Annotated in this window: 20 protein-coding genes and 1 pseudogene; 8 read left to right on the top strand and 13 right to left on the bottom strand. The window is 46.3% G+C overall.

Annotated elements, in window-relative coordinates; all coding sequences use genetic code 11:
• Nucleotides 1-29 precede the first annotated feature (29 nt).
• From CVD19_RS11255 to CVD19_RS11210, 9 genes are all read right to left on the bottom strand, one after another.
• Nucleotides 30-740 carry a formate dehydrogenase subunit gamma gene (locus CVD19_RS11255; protein WP_101581962.1) on the bottom strand — a complete coding sequence of 237 codons (711 nt, stop codon included), beginning with the start codon at nucleotides 738-740 and terminating at the stop codon, nucleotides 30-32.
• Entirely contained in the window at nucleotides 733-1,560 is an 828-nt protein-coding gene (locus CVD19_RS11250; RefSeq protein WP_101581961.1) for a 4Fe-4S dicluster domain-containing protein, read from the bottom strand. Before CVD19_RS11250 ends, CVD19_RS11255 begins: the two co-directional genes overlap by 8 nt.
• Entirely contained in the window at nucleotides 1,560-4,535 is a 2,976-nt protein-coding gene (fdnG, locus tag CVD19_RS11245) for a formate dehydrogenase-N subunit alpha (RefSeq protein WP_142383522.1), read from the bottom strand. Before fdnG ends, CVD19_RS11250 begins: the two co-directional genes overlap by 1 nt.
• A 58-nt stretch (nucleotides 4,536-4,593) precedes the next feature.
• Nucleotides 4,594-5,391 (bottom strand): formate dehydrogenase accessory sulfurtransferase FdhD, encoded by a 798-nt coding sequence (fdhD, locus tag CVD19_RS11235; RefSeq protein ID WP_101581958.1) that lies wholly within the window; start codon nucleotides 5,389-5,391, stop codon nucleotides 4,594-4,596.
• A gap of 489 nt (nucleotides 5,392-5,880) precedes the next feature.
• The gene (locus tag CVD19_RS11230) at nucleotides 5,881-6,612 is read right to left on the bottom strand and encodes an ABC transporter permease (protein ID WP_101581957.1); all 732 of its coding nucleotides are present in this window, start codon (nucleotides 6,610-6,612) and stop codon (nucleotides 5,881-5,883) included.
• A complete protein-coding gene (locus CVD19_RS11225) occupies nucleotides 6,609-7,322 on the bottom strand; it encodes an ABC transporter permease (RefSeq protein ID WP_308314868.1) in 714 nt (237 codons plus the stop codon). The genes CVD19_RS11230 and CVD19_RS11225 overlap by 4 nt, the downstream gene beginning before the upstream one ends.
• Entirely contained in the window at nucleotides 7,322-8,236 is a 915-nt protein-coding gene (locus CVD19_RS11220) for an ABC transporter ATP-binding protein (protein WP_101581955.1), read from the bottom strand. Before CVD19_RS11220 ends, CVD19_RS11225 begins: the two co-directional genes overlap by 1 nt.
• 294 nt (nucleotides 8,237-8,530) lie before the next feature.
• Nucleotides 8,531-9,886 (bottom strand): sensor histidine kinase, encoded by a 1,356-nt coding sequence (locus CVD19_RS11215; protein ID WP_101581954.1) that lies wholly within the window; start codon nucleotides 9,884-9,886, stop codon nucleotides 8,531-8,533.
• On the bottom strand, nucleotides 9,883-10,554 hold the full coding sequence (locus tag CVD19_RS11210) for a response regulator transcription factor (RefSeq protein WP_101581953.1): 672 nt from the start codon (nucleotides 10,552-10,554) through the stop codon (nucleotides 9,883-9,885). The genes CVD19_RS11215 and CVD19_RS11210 overlap by 4 nt, the downstream gene beginning before the upstream one ends.
• A 164-nt stretch (nucleotides 10,555-10,718) precedes the next feature.
• Between CVD19_RS11210 and pdxK the strand changes: the two genes are divergently transcribed.
• The 3 genes from pdxK (at nucleotide 10,719) to bshB2 (ending at nucleotide 12,808) form a co-directional block, all read left to right on the top strand.
• Nucleotides 10,719-11,546: a pyridoxine/pyridoxal/pyridoxamine kinase gene (gene pdxK, locus CVD19_RS11205; RefSeq protein ID WP_101581952.1), complete on the top strand. Its 828-nt coding sequence runs from the start codon at nucleotides 10,719-10,721 to the stop codon at nucleotides 11,544-11,546.
• A 210-nt stretch (nucleotides 11,547-11,756) separates the two neighbouring features.
• Nucleotides 11,757-12,104 (top strand): YojF family protein, encoded by a 348-nt coding sequence (locus CVD19_RS11200; RefSeq protein WP_101581951.1) that lies wholly within the window; start codon nucleotides 11,757-11,759, stop codon nucleotides 12,102-12,104.
• A 38-nt stretch (nucleotides 12,105-12,142) separates the two neighbouring features.
• Nucleotides 12,143-12,808 (top strand): bacillithiol biosynthesis deacetylase BshB2, encoded by a 666-nt coding sequence (gene bshB2 / locus CVD19_RS11195; protein WP_101581950.1) that lies wholly within the window; start codon nucleotides 12,143-12,145, stop codon nucleotides 12,806-12,808.
• 105 nt (nucleotides 12,809-12,913) lie between these two features.
• Here the strand turns inward: bshB2 and CVD19_RS11190 are convergent, their stop codons facing one another.
• A complete protein-coding gene (locus CVD19_RS11190) occupies nucleotides 12,914-13,645 on the bottom strand; it encodes a Crp/Fnr family transcriptional regulator (protein WP_257985099.1) in 732 nt (243 codons plus the stop codon).
• Nucleotides 13,646-13,910: 265 nt separating this feature from the next.
• On the opposite strand from CVD19_RS11190, the gene CVD19_RS11185 reads away from it, so the two are divergent.
• Genes CVD19_RS11185 through CVD19_RS11175 form a run of 3 tightly spaced genes read left to right on the top strand, consistent with a single transcriptional unit; the run spans nucleotide 13,911 to nucleotide 16,367 of the window.
• Nucleotides 13,911-14,636 carry an ABC transporter ATP-binding protein gene (locus tag CVD19_RS11185; RefSeq protein WP_101581949.1) on the top strand — a complete coding sequence of 242 codons (726 nt, stop codon included), beginning with the start codon at nucleotides 13,911-13,913 and terminating at the stop codon, nucleotides 14,634-14,636.
• Nucleotides 14,633-15,664, top strand: a complete 1,032-nt coding sequence (locus CVD19_RS11180) for an ABC transporter permease (RefSeq protein WP_101581948.1) — start codon at nucleotides 14,633-14,635, stop codon at nucleotides 15,662-15,664. The genes CVD19_RS11185 and CVD19_RS11180 overlap by 4 nt, the downstream gene beginning before the upstream one ends.
• A 58-nt stretch (nucleotides 15,665-15,722) precedes the next feature.
• Nucleotides 15,723-16,367: a TetR/AcrR family transcriptional regulator gene (locus tag CVD19_RS11175; protein ID WP_101581947.1), complete on the top strand. Its 645-nt coding sequence runs from the start codon at nucleotides 15,723-15,725 to the stop codon at nucleotides 16,365-16,367.
• Between the two features lie 101 nt (nucleotides 16,368-16,468).
• On the opposite strand, the gene CVD19_RS11170 is transcribed toward CVD19_RS11175, so the two are convergent.
• The 3 genes and pseudogenes from CVD19_RS11170 to CVD19_RS11160 form a co-directional block, all read right to left on the bottom strand.
• A complete protein-coding gene (locus tag CVD19_RS11170) occupies nucleotides 16,469-17,554 on the bottom strand; it encodes a PQQ-dependent sugar dehydrogenase (RefSeq protein WP_101581946.1) in 1,086 nt (361 codons plus the stop codon).
• A gap of 25 nt (nucleotides 17,555-17,579) precedes the next feature.
• Entirely contained in the window at nucleotides 17,580-18,434 is an 855-nt protein-coding gene (locus CVD19_RS11165; RefSeq protein ID WP_101581945.1) for a Cof-type HAD-IIB family hydrolase, read from the bottom strand.
• Nucleotides 18,435-18,519: 85 nt separating this feature from the next.
• Nucleotides 18,520-19,106 (bottom strand): annotated as a pseudogene (locus CVD19_RS11160) (DNA alkylation repair protein).
• A 236-nt stretch (nucleotides 19,107-19,342) separates the two neighbouring features.
• Between CVD19_RS11160 and CVD19_RS11155 the strand changes: the two are divergent.
• The gene (locus tag CVD19_RS11155) at nucleotides 19,343-20,107 is read left to right on the top strand and encodes a MerR family transcriptional regulator (protein ID WP_101581944.1); all 765 of its coding nucleotides are present in this window, start codon (nucleotides 19,343-19,345) and stop codon (nucleotides 20,105-20,107) included.
• Nucleotides 20,091-21,842, top strand: coding sequence for an ABC transporter ATP-binding protein (locus CVD19_RS11150; RefSeq protein ID WP_101581943.1), 1,752 nt, complete (start codon nucleotides 20,091-20,093; stop codon nucleotides 21,840-21,842). The genes CVD19_RS11155 and CVD19_RS11150 overlap by 17 nt, the downstream gene beginning before the upstream one ends.
• Nucleotides 21,843-21,903 lie beyond the last annotated feature (61 nt).

Genomic DNA, 21,903 nt, shown 5'->3' with positions numbered 1-21,903 from the left:
TATATTGTTTCTATATCCTTCACAAGCCTTCAGGCACCTTTATGCTTTTTGTATTTTGGATCATCCAGGTCTGGGAAGTTGCCCTTTTTGGCTTCTTCCTCATACCATTCGGTGTAATGGTCCTTGGCCCACCAGGCCGGAACCTTGCCGGTAACTACACCGGTATATCCCGGGCTGGAGTTGCGGTGGATGACGCTGAGATACACATGTCCGACTACGACGGCAATGGCAAGGCCGAAGCCGACATTATGAAGGAAGTATCCCCACTGGACTAAAGCCTTCGGGAAAAGATCCGGGAACCACATTGTAAAGCCTGAAGCAATGATCAGGACCGCCGTGAAAATTTGGATGAAAGAGTTGATCTTTTCTCCGGCGTTAAAGAAGGACTGTTTCACATGCTTGAATTTGAAGCCGAACAGCTCTTTAACAAATTCGGTGAAAAACTGTAAATCCCTCTTTTTCCATGTAACAAGCTCTTTCAGCCAAAGCATAAAGCCTTTTGCATCAAAGATGACCCAAATGAACGTCGGCAGGATGAAAATCACAGCAAAGATGCGGTGGAGCAGCCGTGCATTCGCAGGGCCGCCAAGCACAGGATAAAGCCAGTCGAAAAACTCGGTGTACATTGGCAATGCCGTAATATACAGGGCAAAGAAAGAAAGGGCATTGACAGCATGTGCCGCTACGAACGCCTTGGAAAAACGCCTTACCTGCACTTCGGGCTTTTTCTGCTTACTCATGGCTTCCACCTCCATCTTCTTCATGACCGTGGCCGTCCTTATTGAAAATCTTGTTGGAAATGAAAGCACCTACTACAGCCATGGTTGTTGCGCCAAGCATCATTTTGCCGATTGGCTGTGCATAGTCCTTCCAGACAACTGCTGAAGTAGGGACTTTAGGGTTTTCCGGCAGGCCGTAAACAGACGGCTTTTCAGCAAGGACATAAACCGTATGTGTGCCTCCAACACCCTGTGGATTATAGACCATTGCGTTCGGGAATTTTCCCTTGATTTCCTTCACGCGCTGTTCTGCCTTTTTGATCATCGCATCTTTTTCGCCGAACTCCATCGCACCCGTATGGCAGGTGGTAACGCATGCCGGCTGCATCCCTTCCTCGAGGCGGTCGGTACACATTGTGCATTTATGCGCTTTCCTGTATTCTTTTCCGTCCTTGTCCTTGTATTCCTTCAGGGAAATGACATCAAACGGACAATTTTGCACACAATAGCCACAGCCGACACAAGTGTCCTGGTCGATGACGACAGTGCCGAAATCAGTGTAGCTGATTGCATTTTCCGGGCAGACCTTCTCACATGCTGCATTTGTACAATGGAAGCAGGCAGAGTGGCGGAACAGGTATTCTAGATTGCCTTTTGAATTTTCATGCTCCACAAAGGTAAGGACATTCCATGTGTCGGCTGTCACATTTGGGTGGGACTGCATGCTTCCAAGGAAATCCTGCGGTTCCGGGGGAAGGTCATTCCAGTTTTTGCAGGCCACCATACAGGCCCGGCATCCGTCACACTTGGTTACATCAACAAACTTTACATATTCCGCCATCAGTCAGCCCTCCTTATGTTGCAGAGGAATGCCTTATATTCAGGGATGGTCGTGTTCGCGTCCCCGATATGAGGCGTCAGGCGGTTCGCTGAATCCCCTGTTGCAATTCCCTTAAAGCCAAAATGCCAAGGCATCCCGATCTGGTGTACCTTTTTGCCATTGACGGTGTGCGGCTTAAACCGCTTGGTCACCATTGCATACGCTTTAACGTCCCCACGCGCCGAGCTGATAATGACCTGGTCTTTGTTCTTGATGCCTTTTTCTTTTGCAAGTTCTTCGCTTATTTCAACGAACATATGGCCGGCCAGTTCCGACAACCACTCCTGGTTGCGCGTCATCGAGCCGGACTGCCAGTGCTCGCTCACCCGGTAGGTCGTGCCCACGATCGGATATTTCTCCTTGTCGCCCTTTCGGTTGAATTCCCCGTCAAACAGGATGACGGTTGGGTTCAATTCCTGGCTGGAGAAAGCATTCGGAACCGGGCTTTCGAACGGCTCATAGTGTTCAGGGAACGGCCCGTCGTTCAGTGTCGGGGCAAATATGCTGCCCACTCCGTCCTTCAGCATGGTGAATGGCGAGGTTCCGCCTGGATCGGCTGGCGCTTTCGCCGGAACGAAGTCCGGAACGTCATTGCCAACCCATTTTTTCTGGGCGTCATCCCACCAGATGACCGCTTTTTCCTTGCTCCACGGCTTACCGCTCAAATCAGCAGAAGCCCGGTTGTAGAGGATGCGCCGGTTCGCAGGCCATGAATAGGACCAGTTCAGGAAGTTGCCTCCGCCAGTATCCTTGTTGTCGCGCCGTTTTGCCAGGTTCTTTCCTTCCTCGGGATAGAATCCTGAATAAATCCAGTTGCCGCTTGAGGTGGTGCCGTCATCCTTCAGGGCTCCAAAGCCAGGTACGAGCTTTCCTGTGCTTAAGTCATAGCCATTGATTTCCTTGCAGACAAGGTCGATATCCGGATGGTGCCCTTCGCCGTAATTCCAGTAGAGGGCATTGACCGGTGACGCAGCTGGAGCGGACTCGTTTTTGTAAAGGGCTTTGATTTTTGTGGCCAGCATATGGATGATCTCAAGGTCGGCCTTGGCCTCGCCCTTTGAATCGATTGCCTTCCAGCGGTATTGCATCCAGCGGGAACTGTTCGAGACGCTGCCTTCTTTCTCGAAGGAGGCTGACGCCGGGAGCAGGAATACTTCTGTATTGATGCTGGCAGGATCACTGCCCGCCTCTTTTTTCCAGAATGCGGAGCTTTCCGTTTCCCATAAATCGACTGCCACAAGCCATTTCAGCTTCCCGAGCGCTTCCTTTTCTATGCCGGCATTAGGGCCGCCGACGGCAGGGTTTGTGCCGAACAGGAAGGCACCGTCAAGCTCGCCCTTATACATGGCATTGAACAGGGCGATATGCGAATAGTTTTTATTTCCTTTTGGCAGGTATTGATAGCAGAACTCATTGTCTTTTGTCGCATTCGGGCCATACCAGGCCTTCAGCATGCTGACAAGGAATTTCGGCTTGTTGCTCCAGTAGCCTGCCTTTGGTGTTTCCTTTTTATTATAGCCGGCAAGCGTTGCATGCTCCGGGATCGCCCTCGGCACACCAACGTAACCTGGCAGATCTCCGTATAACAGGCCGAAGTCTGTGGAACCCTGTACGTTGGACTCTCCGCGCATTGCGGCAAGGCCGCTTCCCGGAATGCCGACATTGCCCAAAAGAAGCTGCAGCATTGCAAACGCGCGCACATTCTGCGACCCGACAGTGTGCTGGGTGGTGCCCATTGCATACATGATGACACCGGACTTGCCGGCTTTTCCGGTTGAGCAGAAGGCTTCACAAACATTAAGGAAATCTTCTTTAGGTGTCCCCGTTACTGCCACAACGGTGTCGATGTCATAACGTGAATAGTGCTTTTTCATCAATTGGAATACGGAGCGGGGATGTGCCAGGGTTTCATCCTTGAGCGGCGTGCCGTCTTCCGCTGTTTCAAAGGCCCAAAGGGTTTTATCATATGCCCTCTTGGCTTCATCATAGCCTGAGAACAGGCCATCATTAAACTTGTAGCTGTCCTTTACGATAAAGGAAGCATTTGTATATTTAGCAACATACTCCTTGTGGATGAGATCATTGTCGATCGCATAATTGATCATTCCGGCAAGGAACGGGATATCTGTCCCGGATCGGAGTGGTGCGTAAATGTCAGCCTGCGCGGATGATCTTGTGAAACGCGGGTCGACAGAAACAATTTTTGCTCCTTTTTCCCTTGCCTTCATGAGCCATCTGAAGCTGATCGGATGGTTTTCGGCAGGGTTTGCCCCCATGATCAGGGCACAATCGGTATGCTGCAGATCATTCCAATGGTTAGTCATTGCTCCACGACCTAGTGTAGGTGCCAGACCGGCAACCGTAGAACTATGTCATATTCGTGCCTGGTGCTCGAGATACGTGACACCAAGCCCTCTCATCAATTTAGCAAGCAGGTACGTCTCTTCATTATCAAGAGCAGCGCCGCCAAGACTTGCGATTTTTTCCGTCTTATTGACGGTGATGCCATTTTCATTCACGACAAATGACTTATCGCGTGTTTCTTTTGTACGCTTCGCAATGGTGTCAAGCATCCATTCCCAGTCTTTTTCCTCCCACTTGCTGCTGCCAGGGGCCCGGTAAAGCGGTTTTGTCATGCGCTTTTCGGATGTGTACAACTGCCTGAGCGTCGTCCCTTTGCTGCAAAGCTTGCCCTCGTTGATCGGGTTGTCTGGATCCCCTTCTGTGTAAACCACGGTATTTCCCTTGGTGTGTACGAGGATTCCGCACCCTACACCGCAATAACAGCAAATGGTTGGTGTTACAGTAGCTTTGGCAATCTTCAGCTCTTTTGTTTTCGCATAGGCTTCTTTCTCATTGAAGCCGAGCTCGACAACAGCCAGGGTAGCCGCAGTGGCACCTGACAATTTCAAAAATTGCCGGCGATTCAGGTTGATTTCAACCATTTTTCTCTCTCCTTCCCAAAATTAGCTAGAACATCCCTTTTCCCCATGATTAAACTAAATTTTCCTGCCACACTTCACCCCTTTCAAAGTTGTTATCCGCCGAGGCAGTGCCTGTTAAATCGTTAATGACCCTGCCCGAAGTGGTATAGACTGTCGCCATTTTCCCCCGTAAATAGCCAATCACTTCAATATTGAGGTATTTAGCCAATTGAACCGCCTGCCTTGTGGCAGCTGTACGGGAACCAATGACTGCGAACCCAAATCTTGCTGCTTTGGAGAGCATTTCATATGAGACCCGTCCGGTGGTCAACAGCACCAGCCTTTCGGGTTGCAAGCGCTTTCTGATTGCGTGTCCAATAACTTTATCGACCGCGTTGTGGCGACCGATATCTTCCCTGACTGTTATCGCCCCATCTTCGTCGATGATGCAGGCCCCATGCATGCCGCCTGTTTCCATATACAGAGGGCAATTTTGGGCAAATTCACTGCGCTTTTTCAAAAGATACGCCAGGGAGTACACGTGTTCAGAGCTGACGCGGTCAAATTGTTTAACATCTGTCATAGAAAAGAAGGTCACCCCCCTGCCGCAGCCGGCAGTGTAATGCTTCTTCTTCGAAAACATGTGCTCCGGATCAAAAGAATTATTAAGGGAAACATTGATGGTGCCGGTTTCATCGTTAATATGGACCAGTTCGATTTCTTCTGCATTTTCAATCAACCCTTCTGAAAAGAGGTAACCGTAAACCCAATCCTCAAGGTCCTGTTTCGAAAGCTGAAAAACCGCTATTTCATACCCATTGACAACGAGAGTGATCGGATATTCGTCTGGACAGCCTTTCCTGTTCATAGTGTTCACCCCTTTATTGATACTTCCTTTTCGACATTCCTTCTTCAGGCATGTTTACTTGTTCCCTGTAAATTTTAAAATCCAGCAAACATCGATTCTGTTAAATTCATCACATATAGGAAAATTTCCAATTTAATTAAACATTCCACCATGGTAAGGTGATTTACTGATCCTATAATTTCAATTTAAAGGAGAAACAGCTGTAAAACACATCTAAATTGTTACAATACTTTTACTGAAAGTTGTCTATTCCTTTAACAAATTGTGAACGACATGTTCGTATTTATCATTTTGCCTCGCCAGAAAGCTTGATAACTGAGTTTAAATACTTGGTAAACCATATGGTATTTGATATCGGGTTATATTACAGTTACTTTCATCACGCCTTTAACACTATAAAAAAATAAAAGCACCTGCCCGCAAACTGGATTGCGGGCAGGTGCTTTTTAGATTGGATAGTATAGGCAGGGGCTTTCCCGTTCCAAATGGCTAGACTTCCTTTCTTTGAAAATAGGCAAACCCGGATAAAAAGAAAATCAGGAAGCTTCCGAAAACGACGAATATCAATGTTTCAAATGATACATTAAACGCTCCAAAATTGTCTCCAAGCCTTGGCATCATCATCAGGACCGGCTGGGCCCATGGATAAAATGGGCCGTATTTTTCAGAATTCGATACAAGAATGTTCGGCAATGTAAAAATGACGTTGACGGCGAGGGGGGCCGCAAAGCTGGACCAGGCTGTGGAAACGCCCATCTGGAGCGCTGCAAGCGGCATGCATGCGAGCCATCCTCCGGTGATGCTCGTCAATATTTCATTCCAGGGCACTGGTCCAGCCAAGTCTTTCACATTGCCAACAAGCAGCAAGCCAGCCAGAAATAATGCCTGGCTCAACGCAAGCAGCAACACGACAACCAAAAATTTCGCAAGGAAGACGCTGGTGCGGGATACCGGCATGGCAAGCAGCTGCTTCCATCCGCCCTCAATATGTTCAAATCGGCAGACAAACGCTGAAAATACACCGGTCATCAGCGGCAAAAACAGCATTCCGTGCAGCCAGGACATGATGGCCAGCGTTGTAATCCAGGTATGTTCCCCTGAGCCGTTCAGCTCGCCGAACCCAACCAGGGAAGAGAGGACCGGACTAATCAATATTAGCAGCCAGATTGACGACTTTCTCATCTTTAACAATTCAGATCGGAATACCTTCCACATGCTCATTTCACATCCTTTCTTGTAAAATGGATCGAACCGGCCAGATAAACAGCCAATCCTGTGAGGAGCCCAGCCAATGCCGAATATTCCGGCCCGCCCCAACCATTTATGAGGGAAGGCCATTTCCACGGCATCCAGTCTGGCAATTTCACGCCGTATGTGCACACAACCATCCCAAGTATGCCGACCGACAGGGGTATTGCCTGGTTCCTTTCGATGACGGCGAGCCAAATTTGCAATGCGACAAACGGCATCGCAGCAAAGAATGGAAAATAGCTCATGATGAGCAGTTCCTTTACAGGGATTTGGCTCATTTCAAAGCCAAGGCATACTCCCAGGACTGCCGTGCCGATTCCGAGTAAAGTGCTTGAAATAAATAGAAGGGCTGCGGAAAATACAAACTTCGCTGTAAAAACGGCTGCCTTCCTTACTGGAAGGGCAAGCAGCTGTTTCCATGCATTGGTTTGGTGCTCAACATTTGAAATCATCGATGTGATCAGGGTCAATCCTATCAGCAATGTGGGAACCGTTAAGTAGCCAACATTTAAAATGAGGCCGCCCCATAAATCTTTGGCGTACTGTTCCGTCAAGTAATCGTACCTGAGCCGGAAATTCACAGCTTGGAGGCCAATTACACCAAGCGGCCCCAGAAAAATTAAAAACCAGACCATTTTCCGTTTTATTTTTAACAATTCGGCCGCCATTAACGCACGCATCACAGGCTCGCCTCCCCGCCGGTCAGCTCAAGGAAGATGTCTTCAAGGGATTTTCTTTCTTCCTGGACTCTATAAACTGAAAGCTGTTCCCTGACAAGCAGTTCAACGATTGCCGCAACCTTATCATCGGGAATGCTGCCAAGAAAGATGGAATCTTGTTTTCTTTCTGCCTGGAACCCTTTTGAAAGCAGGAGCCTCCGGGCAACTTCCGGATCGTTGACAGTAAAGCTTATTTGGCTGTTGGAACGTTCGCGCAGCCTTCCGATCGAATCCTGGAAGATCATGCTGCCTTTCGAAATGATTCCGACCTGTGTCGCCATCTGGTCGATCTCACTAAGCAGGTGGCTTGAGACAAGAATCGTAATTCCGTTCTGGGACGGCATGCTTTTAATCAGTTCCCGGATTTCGAGAATCCCTGAAGGGTCCAGGCCGTTCGTCGGCTCATCAAGTATTAACAGATCCGGGTTTCCCAACAGGGCCGAGGCTATTCCAAGGCGCTGCTTCATGCCGAGTGAGAAACCTTTAACAGGGCGGTTTGCTTCGCCCGAGAGGCGGACGATTGACAAAACCTCATCAATCCTTGTTTTTGGAGCATCCAATATTTTGCGGAGAACCTCAAGGTTTTCTTTTGCAGTCAAGTGCCCGTAATAGGACGGTGACTCTACCAATGAACCAATTTTCCTTAAAATCGCAAGCTTCTCTTTCCTGATGTCTTTTCCAAAGATTTCGATGCTGCCTTTAGAGGGCCGCATAAGGCCGAGCAGCATCCGGATCGTTGTCGTTTTACCAGCTCCATTTGGTCCGAGGAATCCGTATATTTCCCCTTTTTTCACCTGCAAACTAACATTTTCTACCGCATTTCTGCCTTTAAAAGTTTTCGTTAACCCGTTTGTTTGAATGATTAATTGACTCATGTTATCTTCACCTCGCCTCCCATCTTATCGGGGCAAGGTTAAAAACAAAGCTATCTGAAATTTAAATTTGGTTTAAATTGTGGGATTTTGCTATTTTCCCGGTAAGTGCATTTTTATTCCCTGTAAGTCTCAACTTATTCCCGGTAACTCTGTTTTTATTCCCGGTAACCTCTGTTATTTTCCTAGAAACTGTATTTTTTATACAATAATGTTAAAAACTACAATAAAAAAAGAACAACCCTTGGATTTTGACTTCCCCAAGGTCGTTCCCTATTTTAATATTATTATAGCAAGTTATTCCTTCGGCTTAAGGGTTATTATTGTCCCTGTTTCACTGCTGTCCAATTTCCAGTCCAGCTTCATCTCTCTCGCCATCAGGGCGACAATCGACAGCCCTACACCCGCACCCTTGCCCTCCGAACCGGCGTCCACTCCCGGTCCATGGTCTGTAATAATGAGAGAGGACTCTCTTTCATTCATTGCAATTTTGATATATTTGCCTGCGGCCGCGTGGCGGAGGACGTTTTGAAACAGATTGTCCAGTATCCTCTGAAGCCACTGCGGGTCGACATACCATGTAATTGCCTGTTCGGGGAACTCGGCAACAATTTCAAATTTTGCCCGCTCGAACACAGGGTACCAGGCAGCAACCGAGGTTCTTGCAAAACGGACAATATCCGTGTGTTCCGGCTTGAACGGGTACTTGCCCGCAGACAGAAGTGTGTATGAAAGCAGATTTTCAATCAGCTCCCCGACATAGCCAATCTTTTGGTCAATCAGCTTCACAGATTCTAATCCGGTTTCTGACAAACTTTCATTTTTCAGACGGTAAGCGTGCCCTCTGATGGTGGTCAGCGGTGTCCTCAAGTCATGAGAGAGATTCGCAATCAGCTGTTTCCTTAGTTCCTCTTCTTCCTGCTCCCGAAGCCTGCTCGTTTCCAGCTGGGTCACCATATCGTTGAATGCTTCCTCAAGCCGTCCGATTTCATCAAGCTTGTCAATTTCTATCTTTCCGGGTATCCCGTTGTTGGCCGGCCGGGCCATTGCCTCCTGGAGCCTGAGCAGGCGCTTGCGGATTTTGTAAAAAAACACCCATGAGACAAACACAAACAGGGCAAGAATCAGCAACATCCCAATAACCATTACATAATCGTATTTTTCCTGGATCGTCTGCCCGGTGCTTTTCATTTCGGCCCTTTTCACCTGGAATACCATAAAGCCCTCATTTTGGTTGCTTCCTATAAAAGTGACGATCGTGAAGGGATCCGCGTCATAGCTTTTTTTCATAAAATCGATTGTTTGCCCGGGGGACCATTGATCTGGCAGGTTCATTGTTTCAGGAAGTTTGAGACGCGTTGTGCCGCTTTCATCTACCCAAAATAGATCCGCTTTTTTATATTTTGCTTTCAGCTCCAATAACCTATTATTAATTTGGTCATCTGTTGCACCAGCCAGTTTTTCCGCCTCTGAATGCCACATCTTTTCCAAATCGGTCCCACTCTGGTATTGATTAGGTATGCCTTCGATGTCGAAATTTTGTGCGGGAAGGTAAAAAAGAAGGGATATTAACGGAAAAGACACCGGCAACACAATCATCGCCAGCAAAATGATCAGCAAATACTTCGACAATAAAGAGTTTTTCAGTTTCATTGCTTGACCCTGTAACCGATTCCCCGGATCGTTTCAATTATTTTAGGAGAGCCAGGGTCAAGCTCTATTTTTTCACGAAGATGCCTGATATGTACCATAAGTGTCTTATCCCCGTCGATAAATGAATCTCCCCACACAGTTTCATAAATTTGTTCTTTCGTCAAAATTTGGTTGGGGTGTTTCAGAAAACACATCAGTATTTGATACTGTTTTCCCGTCAGAATCAGTTCTTCACCCGTGCGTCCATCTACGATCCTGTTTTCCTTCATGAAAACTTTGATATGGCCAAGTTTTACTTCACTGGACGCTGTTTGCCCCGACCTTCTGAGGAGTACTTCAATCCGGGCCGCGAGCTCATCCGGATGGAAAGGCTTGGTCAAATAATCATCGGCAAATTGAAGGCCATGCAGTTTATCATCAACGGCTGTCCTGGCAGACAGCATCAAAATCGGAGTGCCGGGTGCTTCCTTTTTCAACCTTTGCCCTACTGTAAAACCGTCAAGGCCGGGGAGCATGACATCGAGTATTACGAGATCAGCTTCGTTTACGAGAGCAACGGCGCCGTCACCTGATTTGAGCCAGTTTATAGTGTATCCCCTCTGTTCAAGATCTTCTTTTACCCAGCTGCCGATTTCCTGCTCGTCCTCTATGTATAATAATGTTCTCATTCACTCCCGCCCCTTTCTTTTTCATTTTCATAATAGTCGAAAATTGTATGATTTGGAAAGGATTAACGGGCGGGAAACAATTCTTTGTCTATTTTTTTAATGCTGGTATAATCAATAAAAAAGACCAACCAGGCCTTATAGAGAACATCAGGGAGGAAATAGCGATGACTATGAAAAAAGTTTTAACGATAGCCGGATCAGATTCCAGCGGCGGCGCCGGGATCCAGGCGGATTTAAAAACATTCCAGGAGCTTGGCGTATATGGGATGACGGCGTTGACATGCATAGTTACCATGGACCCGAAAAACAGCTGGCACCATAACGTTTTCCCGCAAAAGGTTGACATTGTCGCGGCCCAGCTGGAAACGATCCTTTCCACCGGAATCGATGCGATGAAAACAGGCATGCTCGGTTCCGTGGATATCATTGAATTGGCTGCCAGACAAATTGACGAGCACAAGCTTGATAAAGTGGTCATCGACCCGGTAATGGTCTGCAAAGGGGAAGATGAAGTCCTCCAGCCGGAAAATACAGACGCAATGAGAGAACTGCTCCTCCCAAGAGCAACTGTTGTAACACCTAATCTGTTCGAAGCATGGCAGCTGGCCGGAACCGGACCGATCCGCTCCATTGATGATATGAAAGAAGCGGCCGTGAAAATCCATGATTTAGGAGCAAAATACGTCATGATCAAGGGCGGCAGCAAACTGAACCATGATAAAGCAGTTGATTTACTGTATGATGGCAATGAATTCAGGCTGTTCGAAACTGAAGTGATTGAAACAACATACACCCATGGTGCAGGCTGCACATTCTCCTCCGCCATTACAGCTGAACTGGCAAAAGGAAAATCTGTTGCAGACGCAGTGGAAGTAGCAAAACAATTCATAACAGACGCAATCCGCCACGGGTTCCAGCTGAATGAATATGTGGGCCCAACCATGCACGGCGCATACCGCTCATTTGGTGCCGGCCGCGTAAACGCTCAATAATACAGGATACTTTAAGAAAGGGTGGCCGGGTGCCATCCTTTCATTAATTTTTGGCAATCCACGGAATAATGAACAATGTATTTTTCTTTAAGCGTCCGTTTCGCAATTGGAATATATTTTTAGTAAGATGAAGATATCCATTCTTTTTTTCGAAAAAGGATAAAATATAAGTATTGATGGTGAACCGTCTGTCCGGAAGGAGGAAATCGCATGGAGGCAGCTATTGTCGAAAAAATCCAGGAAGCGCTTGACAGCTTTCAAAATAAAGATGTATTCGTACATCTTGAAACGACGAATGGGGCATATGCTTCGCATCATAATGAGACATTTTTCTCAGCTGGAGCTTTTTTACGAAACGCAAAAATTAATTATGAACGGGCTAAAATCACCGGGAACGGGCCGTTCAGGGTGGGTTTAAAAATTCCATTTGGCTGGGTTTACGCTGAAGGTATCACCCATTTTGAAATAGATGACAAAGGACGGCTCCTGCTGGCAGGCCATGATTTTGAGGGCCGGCTGGCCGTGGCGCTGCAAATCAGCGAAACGCCGTTTGAATAGGAGAGTCAAGCACTTACTGGTTGAAGGGAGTATTGTAGATGGAAAAAGAACGACATGTACTCGTGGTGTTTCCCCATCCGGATGATGAAGCGTTCGGCGTTTCTGGCACGATTGCCTGGCACACGGGAATGGGAACTCCAGTCACATATGCCTGCCTGACTTTGGGTGAAATGGGGCGGAATATGGGGAACCCCCCATTCGCGAACAGGGAAACACTCCCTTATATCCGTAAAATGGAGCTGAAAGAAGCAGCGCGAGTCCTTGGGATTTCTGATCTGCGTATGCTTGGGTTCCGGGATAAAACGATTGAATTTGAGGATGAAGACAAACTGGCCGCAATCATTGCTGGCATGATCGACGAACTGAACCCATCGCTCATTATCACATTCTATCCCGGCTATGCCGTACACCCCGACCATGACGCGACCGGCGCGGCAGTGGTTAAGGCTGTTCGGCAGATGCCGGAAAACAGGCGGCCAAAGCTTCATTGTGTCGCGTTTTCGAAAAATGCTATAGAGGAGCTGGGCGAGGCAGATATCGTGCATGATATCAGCGCGATCGCGGACCAAAAACTCGAAGCCATCAAAGCACACCGTTCACAAACAGAACTGATGGTTGCCGACATGGCTGAAAAATTAAAAATTGGCGACCCGGTAACTTCCGTCTGGTTAAACAACGAACGGTTCTGGACGTATAAATTTTGATTAAAAATCCATCCTCTCCGGATGGGTTTTTTCATTCGATTTTTTGGACGTTTCAATCCACATCCCTTTCTATAGAGGATGCTGGTCCGACAACATTTTCAATCCTTATTCTCCAGATAGGAACATATGACAAAATTTGCACCAGTCGGTAATGATAATGTTTTTGCCTTTAACATCGATGACGTCATCTTTTTTGAGCTTTGAAAAGACACGGCTGACACTTTCCCTCGAGGTGCCGACAAGGGAACCGACTTCCTGGACCGTAATCGGCAGCTCGATATGCATGCGGTTGCAGCGGTTGGCCCCGAACTTTTCGGCGAGGCGCTCTAGCGTTTTCACCGCTTTTGTATAGACGTCACGCAGTGCCACGTCCCTGAGAATGGATGTCATGCCATGGAGCTGTTCGCTCATATAACGGATGATCTGGACTGCCATTTGCGGAGAATTCATCAATTCTGCCTCAAGGTCGGCAGAATTTAAAAAATAAACTTCACCATCCTTCAACATCCTTGCTGTTGCAGGGTAGTTTCTAAAAGTTTGATTGAACAGACAGGCGTCGGCAAAAATCTCGCCTTTTTTCTTGATGCACACAATCAGTTCATTGCCCCTTTCGTCCTGCTTGCTCAGTTTCACAATCCCGGAATGGACAAAAAATACCCCCCGCGCCTCATCAAATTCAGAAATGATCTGGTCGCCCTTTTTAAAACTCCTTCTCGTAATCCGTTTATCAATCATTTTAATTGATCCGGTCGGCAGGTTTTTCAGCACATCGATTTTCCCTAAAAACTCTTCACATGGCTGGTCTTCAGGCATAGCAGCGTTCCACAAACTGCTCATCATGGTCCTCCCTCCCGGTTATGTACCTGTTTCTATTTTATCGTATTTGCCCTGAATCGAAAGCGTTAACAAAGCTATCCTGTCTTTGTGCATCCAACCTTCACAAAACTTTCACATATACCTCGATGGTTGTGAATTGTAGAAACGATGTTTTTAATAAAAATATTTTTTGATATCGTGAGTGATTACTCACTTTACAAAATTAATCCTTAGTTATATGATTTTAGTGAGTGATTACTCACTTCATAAAAAAGAGGTGATAAAGTTGGATGAAAACATCGTTTCTGTCCGCAATGTGTCAAAGTCATTTGGGAAGCAAACCGTTCTTCATAATATTGATTTAGAAATTAACAAAGGGGAGATTTTCGGATTACTGGGTCCTTCTGGCGCAGGTAAGACGACTCTGGTAAAACAGCTTGTCGGGCTGGAACTACCAACCGCAGGGGAAAACTATCTATTCAGCAAAAAAATGCCATCCCTTACTCTTATAGAAAAAATAGGGTACATGGCGCAGTCGGATGCTCTGTATAATGAACTCTCTGCAAAGGAAAACCTTGAGTTTTTTGCTTCATTGTATGGTCTGAAGGGACAACTGCGCCGGAAAAGAATACAGGACACTATGGAGCTAGTTGACTTATCTGGCCACCTGAATAAACTCGTTTCCAGCTATTCAGGTGGTATGAAAAGGCGTCTCTCTCTTGCAGCCGCCTTGCTCCACCAGCCTGAACTGTTGATACTTGATGAACCAACCGTCGGAATTGATCCCGTGTTGCGGCAGAGTATCTGGTCTGATTTTTACAAACTAAAAAAGCAGGGAACGACACTGATTGTAACAACACATGTTATGGATGAAGCAGAAAAATGCGACCGGCTTGGATTGATTCGGGATGGAAGGCTTATAGCTGTCGGAAGTCCTGAAGAATTAAAAAACAAGACAAATTCAGCAAGTGTTGAGGAAGCCTTTTTAGTATATGGAGGTGGAACACGATGAGAATTGCTGCCTTAGTAATAAGAATTCTTCGCCAGTTTCTTCGGGACAAACGGACACTCGCACTGATGCTTTTCGCCCCACTTTTGATTCTGACGATGCTGGACCTTGTTTTTAACGGTGACGATTATATTCCAAAAATAGGCCTTGTCGATATCCCGGAAGCTGTTGAGGAAAATATCAACATGGATGATGCAGATATCTCAAAATATAAATCCTCTGAGGAGGCAAAAGAGGATTTAAAAGAAAAAAGAATAGACGGTTATATGCAATTTAAAGGCGGACTTCCGGAGGGTGTAGTCCTTGAAGGGAGTGACCCTGCAGTAAACGGTTCTGTCATCAGATGGATCCAGGAGGCCATGAAGCCCCTGCAGTCTGCACAGTCTGGCAAGGAATTAAGCATCGATTATTTGCATGGCTCTAAGGATATGGGGCAGTTTGACTATTTTGGCCCGTTCCTGGTTGGATTTTTTGCATTTTTCTTTGTCTTCCTCGTTGCCGGTATATCTTTTTTACGAGAAAGGACGACTGGAACACTTGAGAAACTCCTTTCCTCTCCGTTACGGAAATGGGAAATCGTAGTCGGGTACACGGCAGGTTTTGGGATATTTACAATGATTCAGGCCACCATCATTGCTTCATATGCTATTTACGTACTTGACATGCTGATGGAAGGTTCGTTCATTTATGTGCTGGTAATTACCCTGCTTTTGTCAATGACAGCACTGACACTTGGCATTTTATTGTCAGCTTTCGCCAATAATGAATTTCAGATGATGCAATTCATCCCTATTGTGGTAGTGCCCCAAATTTTTTTCAGTGGGCTGTTCAACCTTGAAACCATCTCTGATTGGCTCAGCTGGATTGGTCCGCTCACACCCCTCTACTATGCAGCTGATGCACTGCGTGAGGTCATGGTAAGAGGATATGGGTGGGAAACTATTTACAGCAATTTATTGATGCTGGCTGGTTTTTCGGTTCTGTTTATCCTGCTCAACATTTTGGCACTGAGAAAATATCGCAGCGTCTAATTTCGATGCTTCTGTTTCTTCTGTTAGAATAAGAAAAAATACGATTGAGGGAATAACAATGCCAGAACAAGATGCATGGTTAAGCGAGTTGTTTGAGGAAGACGAAGAACTCACGGACAAACAGAAAAAAGTTATGATTGCGGCAATAGAGATATTTGCTGAAAAAGGGTATTCAGCCACCTCCACAAGTGAGATTGCCAAAAAAGCAGGCGTGGCAGAGGGTACAATCTTCAGGCATTACAAAACAAAAAAAGACCTGCTTATTTCAATCGTTTCTCCCGTTATGGTGAAATTCGTTGCACCTTTTATCATTAAAGACCTGAACAAGGTGCTCGACCGGGAATATAAACACTTTGAAGACTTTTTAACAGCAATGCTCGAAAATCGGCGTGAATTTTTAGTGAGGAACCTGTCAATTGTTAAAATACTGATTCAGGAAATACCATTTCATGAAGAATTAAAGCTGCTATTTAAAGAACATATCGGCTTAAAAGTTATTGAACGATTTGTAAGGCTGGTACAATATTATCAGCAAAAAGGAGAAATCATCGACCTCCCTCCGCTTACGGTAGTACGGATAACCTTTACTAACGTGTTCGGCCTTTTGATTGCCCGTTATCTAGTCTTACCAGAGGCAGATTGGCATGATGAAACTGAAACCAAGTTTACAATACAGTTCATCACGAAAGGACTTAAACCATAAAAAATTGGTGCCTGACCCCCGGCACATTAATGTGTCACCGTACTGGGGTCAGGCCCCCCATTGAGTTACTTCGTTACTGTACTAGAGGTCAGGCACCTTTTTTACTGCAAATCTGCCAATGGTATTCGATATAGCTTGTCATCATTCGGCCCGGGCACACCTCGCCCATCCGTATTATTGCTGACAAAGTAAAGATAGTCGCCATCAATCATTACATCACGGATCCTGCCGAGTCCCGATACTGCTTCCCTTATGTTGCCGGTTTCCAAATTAAATTCCAGAACTGCATTTCCCCGCAGCCCGGCAACGTATAGTTTCCCATTCGCGGCAGCCATGCCTGATGGCGCCCAAGTTTCTTCTCCTGATTCAAATATGGGCGCTTCCAGCTCTGGTTTTCGTTGGGTTCCGGTGATAATCGGCCAGCCGTAATTTTTCCCTGGGCTTATCCGATTGATTTCATCATGCGCCGAAGGTCCATGCTCAGTGGCGTACATCGTCCCATCCTCATCCCAGGCCATGCCCTGCGAATTCCTGTGGCCATAACTGTGTACATAGGAGCCCTTGAAGGGATTGTCTTCGGGAATTGATCCATCCAGATTGAGACGCAAAATCTTCCCGCCAAGCGAGTCCAAATCCTGGGCACTCTCAGGTTCCGTTGCATCGCCTGTCGTTGCATAAAGCTTTCCGTCAGGGCCAATCTTCAGTCTGCCCCCATGATGGACGTTGCCACTTGGTATTTTGTCCAGCAACAGCCGTGTCTCTTGCCACTCATCATCTCTTAACAATAGTTCTACAATCCGGTTAAACTGGCCCGTTTCGTTCTCATAAGTGTAATAAGCATATGCCCTGCCTGTATCCCTAAAATCAGGCGCCAATACAAAGCCAAGGAATCCAGCTTCAGATGCAGTGGACACTTTCTTCTTCAGATTGACTTTTTGCCGTGTCTGCCTGCCATTTTGTATTTTCATGATCGTTCCTGGCCGCTCGCTGATATAAAAGGTACCGTCCAGCCTGTTGATTGACCATGGTATGTCCAGATTTTCAGCAACAACCTCTACCTCGGCAGGACGAGCCACTGTCTCCTTGTCCTCTGTCAGCTCGCTTTCCCGGGCGGGCTCCGGCTCACTGTTGGAACATCCAAATAATAGCACAATCAAAAGAAATGCAAATGGCAGGGACTTTTTCATGAAACCACAACTCCTCCAACAAGTGTTATAAAACTTCCAAAATCGCTTTTGCTACACCGCTTTCCTCATTGGTGACAGTTACGACATCACACATTCCTTTGATTTCTTCAGGTGCATTTTCCATGGCAACCGATCTCCCGACCCGCTTAAACATGGAAACGTCGTTATAATTATCGCCGATGGCCATCGTGTTATTTATGCTGATGCCTTTTGATGCGACAAAAGCCTCCAACGCTATCCCTTTTTGTGCGCTCTTATCCGTGATTTCGAGGTTATCAGCACCGGAAGAACTGACGGCAATGCCGCCTATTTCTTCCACCGCAGCTCTGGCCGCATCGAGCTTGTCTACGTGCAATGAAAAAGCAAGAATCTTGTATATCTGATACTGATCATCTTTAAACAGCAGGTCATAGTGGTCAATAAGGTGGATTAACCCTTTGTGGAACCGCTCTTCCGCAGCTTTCACTACCATATCTATTGGAGCCTCGGGATTGGCAGTCTTTATGATGTCAGCGATGATGGTAATTGATTTATCCTTATCGTCTGTATATGTACCCTTGTTTGTATATACCTCGAAATAGACGCCATTTTCCACCAGCCTTAATGCCGTCTGGCTGGCTGATTCTTTGTCTAACGGATTGGAGGTTACGATATCTCCTTCCGCGGTACGGACTTCTGCCCCGTTGACACAAATGATTGGGCATTTAATGCCAGCTTCTTTCAAAACAAAACGGGCTTCCTGATAGGATCGGCCAGTGGCAACGACCACCTCCACACCCTGCTTCTGGGCTTTCAGGATAGCCTCCCGGTTTTCAGCGGTGATCTGCTGGGATGCAGTCAGCAATGTACCATCCATGTCAGTTGCAATGCAATTAATCATAAATTCACCTTCTCACGATGTTTACCTCCTCCGGCTGCCGCCGGGGAAAGTTTATTATGTAATAATTCTATCATGTATATACAGCTTAAGTCAGATGTTTACTGCCTTCTCTTATGCTGAGCGGCGCCAGCGGCCCGGTTTGAATAAACCGCCTGACCGACTCGGGATTCGTTTTGGAATATTCCCTCAATGCCCAACCAATTGCCTTTTGAATAAAAAATTCCTTGCTGTCCGAGTTGAGCTTTATATATCGGTACAGCAGCTCATCATTTGTTTTATCCTTATATTTGAGCTGAAAAATAATGGCGGTCCTGCGCAGCCACATATCATCATCGACAGCCCAGCCCTCAACCAGTTCCGGGATTAACTCCGGATGTTTTGCCACTATGCTGCCAACCGGCTTTTGAGCGAGCATATCGACTGTATCCCACCACGAATTTGTCGTGACCAGCTTTTCCATCAAATAGATGTCTTCTTTGTCCAGTTTTTTCTGGAACTTTTCGATATAATCCATCGCCACCATTTGAAATTCCCGTACAGGTTGATCCCATAACGCAAGAACGAACTCCCGGTTAAAATCCTTTTTTAAAATCCCCGTTTGCTGAAAGAATGCTTTTTCAATTTCGCGTCTTTCGGGTGTCTTATGCCATAGAAGGGAAATTGGTTCTTCATGTAACGGCTCATTTGCTCAGCTGTTGCATCGTTTGATTTTTCGGCAAGCATTTCTTTTAAAATAACAATCAGATCGCCCATCTTGATTCCCCAATCAAAAAAGTTTCTATTTTATTGTAAGCTAATTGACCTTTTATTTCCAATTCAAGAAAATCATCGAAAAAAAAATGCACTTAATTGTTGCTTCTCACGTAACGTTAGGTTTTATGATAGAGATAAGAAAGCGGGGGATAAACATGACAGCAACTTATTCAATCGGTGAATTTGCACGAAAAACGGGAGTGACCGTACGGACGCTTCATTACTATGACGAAATTGGGCTTCTTGTCCCTTCGGAAATATCCGAATCCGGACGTCGTTTTTATCATGACGAAGACTTTATAACCTTGCAAAAAATTATTACGTTAAAATTTGTTGGACTGCCTTTAAATGAAATAAAAAAATTGGTACAGGAAGAAAAATGGGATTTACTGGAGTCATTGGCATTTCAGAAGGAAATTATGCTCCAGAAACGAAACCATATCGATCAAATGATCAGGGCGTTAGACCACGCCTTAAATCTGGCAGACGGAACGGAACAGGTCGATCCGGCGATATTCATTTCTCTTATCAACGGGATCCAAAAGGAACAGGAACATAAAGATTGGCTGAAAAATTTCCTTCCTGAGAAAAAGGTTGAAAGCCTGTTTAACATCAGCAAGGGTAAGCAGCTTGCACTTGAAAAACAATATGCGCAGATAACTGCCGAGTTTAAAAAAGCCTTTGGTCGTGCGCCTGAAGATGACCACGTCCAAAACCTGGCTGAAAAGCTGGTTGCTCTTATTACAGAAATATTTGAAGATGACCTTTCAATTTTGGACATTCTTGCTGAACAGGATTTGCCTGACCCGCTGGAAATGATCCCTTCCCCTTTTTCGACGGAGGAGGAAGAGTGGTTTGTGAAAGCTGTAGGGATTGCGTTAGCAAAGAAAGGAGTGGTTTTTAATGTTACCGGAAAATGATGCAGCCTCAAATAAAAGCTGGAAATCATTTTGGGAGCTGTTCACACATGCAAAGCCTCCAAAAATGATTTTAATTGGTGCGGTGCTTTTAAGCCTGATCGATACAGCTTCCGGATTGATTGTTCCGTGGTTTACAAAGAGCATGGTTGACCAGCTTTCCAGGTCTGCACTTGAAGGAAGAGTCATCCTGCTGCTTTCCGCATCTTTTATTGTACAAACGATTTCATCCGGTTTTTCCTACTATCTCATGTCTTATATCGGGGAATCTGTTGTTGCTTCAGTGAGGGAAAGGCTTTGGGAAAAAGTACTGCGGCTTCCCGTATCGTTTTTCGACGGCCACCAGTCAGGCGAGACGATGAGCCGCATTACACAGGACACAAACACCCTTAAGGCTCTCATCACCCAGCACTTGATTTCTTTAGTGACAGGACTCATTTCCATCGCCGGTGCAATAGTGATTTTGCTATTCATCGACTGGCAATTAACGTTGATCATGCTCGCTGCCGTTCCAGCCGCGATGTTGATCCTTTGGCCACTCGGACAGAAAATGTACAGGATTTCCAGAGGAACACAGGATGAGATGGCCTTATTTTCTGCAAACCTGGGCAGGGTTCTTTCGGAAATCCGCCTCGTAAAAGCTTACCATGCCGAAAAAGCTGAACAGGAAAACGGCCAAAAGGGCATTCGCCATCTATTCGAATTTGGCATGAAAGAAGCAAAAATACAGGCGGTGATTTCACCGTTCATGACGTTTGTGATGATGCTTATATTAGTCCTCTTAATTGGCTATGGAGGGGTAAGGGTAGCATCAGGGGCCTTGTCTGCTGGTGCTCTTGTCGCGATCATCCTTTATATGTTCCAGATCGTCATCCCTTTCAGCCAGATCGCGGCCTTTTTTACCGCTTTCCAAAAAGCGCTTGGAGCGACAGAACGAATTCAGGATATTCTTGCTCACGATGAGGAGAATTATCAGAACACCCTTCAAGTGGAACAGCCAGGCCAACCGTTAACGTTTCATGATGTAAGTTTTGGATATGAAGGAAGCGAGGCTGTCTTAAAAAATGTTTCACTGACCGTACCATCAGGAAAAACAACCGCATTTGTCGGGCCAAGCGGCAGTGGCAAAACAACACTGTTTGCACTGATTGAACGTTTTTACCTTCCGTATGGCGGGGAAATCCGGCTCGGTGAAACAAACATACTCGATTACGATTTAACATCCTGGAGAAGCCAGATTGCATATGTTTCACAGGAAAGCCCAATCATGTCCGGGACAATACGCGATAATATTTGTTATGGAATGAACCGGAGGGTAACAGATGAAGAGATTGAAAATGCCGCGGATCTTGCTAATGCATCGGAATTCATAACTCGTCTTCCGAACGGTTATGACACCGAAGTGGGTGAAAGAGGCATCAAATTGTCGGGCGGGCAGCGGCAGAGGATTGCGATTGCCAGGGCGCTCATTCGGAACCCGAAAATCCTCCTGCTTGACGAGGCCACGTCCAATCTGGACAGTTCTTCCGAGGTACTCGTCCAAAAGGCACTATACACTCTGATGGAAGGAAGAACAACCCTGGTGATTGCCCACAGGCTCTCCACTGTTGTGGAGTCAGACCAGATTGCTGTCCTGGAAAAAGGCCAAATAACCGGAGTCGGAACCCACCGGGAATTGTTTGAGTCACACGCCCTATATAAAGAGCTTGCGGAACAGCAGCTGTCAGCGGACAAGTAATCAACAGCATGCTGGTCTTCAAACATTACGAAAAGAGGGTATCCTGATGATACCCTCTTTT

Origin of the sequence: Bacillus sp. T33-2 (genome assembly GCF_002860205.1) — a bacterium.
In the GTDB taxonomy this organism is placed as follows: Bacteria; Bacillota; Bacilli; order Bacillales; family Cytobacillaceae; genus T33-2.
This window is presented reverse-complemented; position numbering and strand designations above follow the sequence as displayed.

What these genes read in the sequence shown, in the direction of transcription:
- CVD19_RS11255 (WP_101581962.1), bottom strand. Translation starts at nt 740, where the DNA reads ATGAGTAAGCAGAAAAAGCCCGAAGTGCAGGTAAGGCGTTTTTCCAAG.
- CVD19_RS11250 (WP_101581961.1), bottom strand. Translation starts at nt 1,560, where the DNA reads ATGGCGGAATATGTAAAGTTTGTTGATGTAACCAAGTGTGACGGATGC.
- fdhD (WP_101581958.1), bottom strand. Translation starts at nt 5,391, where the DNA reads ATGAACAGGAAAGGCTGTCCAGACGAATATCCGATCACTCTCGTTGTC.
- CVD19_RS11230 (WP_101581957.1), bottom strand. Translation starts at nt 6,612, where the DNA reads ATGAGCATGTGGAAGGTATTCCGATCTGAATTGTTAAAGATGAGAAAG.
- CVD19_RS11225 (WP_308314868.1), bottom strand. Translation starts at nt 7,322, where the DNA reads ATGCGTGCGTTAATGGCGGCCGAATTGTTAAAAATAAAACGGAAAATG.
- CVD19_RS11220 (WP_101581955.1), bottom strand. Translation starts at nt 8,236, where the DNA reads ATGAGTCAATTAATCATTCAAACAAACGGGTTAACGAAAACTTTTAAA.
- CVD19_RS11215 (WP_101581954.1), bottom strand. Translation starts at nt 9,886, where the DNA reads ATGAAACTGAAAAACTCTTTATTGTCGAAGTATTTGCTGATCATTTTG.
- CVD19_RS11210 (WP_101581953.1), bottom strand. Translation starts at nt 10,554, where the DNA reads ATGAGAACATTATTATACATAGAGGACGAGCAGGAAATCGGCAGCTGG.
- pdxK (WP_101581952.1), top strand. Translation starts at nt 10,719, where the DNA reads ATGACTATGAAAAAAGTTTTAACGATAGCCGGATCAGATTCCAGCGGC.
- CVD19_RS11200 (WP_101581951.1), top strand. Translation starts at nt 11,757, where the DNA reads ATGGAGGCAGCTATTGTCGAAAAAATCCAGGAAGCGCTTGACAGCTTT.
- bshB2 (WP_101581950.1), top strand. Translation starts at nt 12,143, where the DNA reads ATGGAAAAAGAACGACATGTACTCGTGGTGTTTCCCCATCCGGATGAT.
- CVD19_RS11190 (WP_257985099.1), bottom strand. Translation starts at nt 13,645, where the DNA reads ATGAGCAGTTTGTGGAACGCTGCTATGCCTGAAGACCAGCCATGTGAA.
- CVD19_RS11180 (WP_101581948.1), top strand. Translation starts at nt 14,633, where the DNA reads ATGAGAATTGCTGCCTTAGTAATAAGAATTCTTCGCCAGTTTCTTCGG.
- CVD19_RS11175 (WP_101581947.1), top strand. Translation starts at nt 15,723, where the DNA reads ATGCCAGAACAAGATGCATGGTTAAGCGAGTTGTTTGAGGAAGACGAA.
- CVD19_RS11170 (WP_101581946.1), bottom strand. Translation starts at nt 17,554, where the DNA reads ATGAAAAAGTCCCTGCCATTTGCATTTCTTTTGATTGTGCTATTATTT.
- CVD19_RS11165 (WP_101581945.1), bottom strand. Translation starts at nt 18,434, where the DNA reads ATGATTAATTGCATTGCAACTGACATGGATGGTACATTGCTGACTGCA.
- CVD19_RS11155 (WP_101581944.1), top strand. Translation starts at nt 19,343, where the DNA reads ATGACAGCAACTTATTCAATCGGTGAATTTGCACGAAAAACGGGAGTG.
- CVD19_RS11150 (WP_101581943.1), top strand. Translation starts at nt 20,091, where the DNA reads ATGTTACCGGAAAATGATGCAGCCTCAAATAAAAGCTGGAAATCATTT.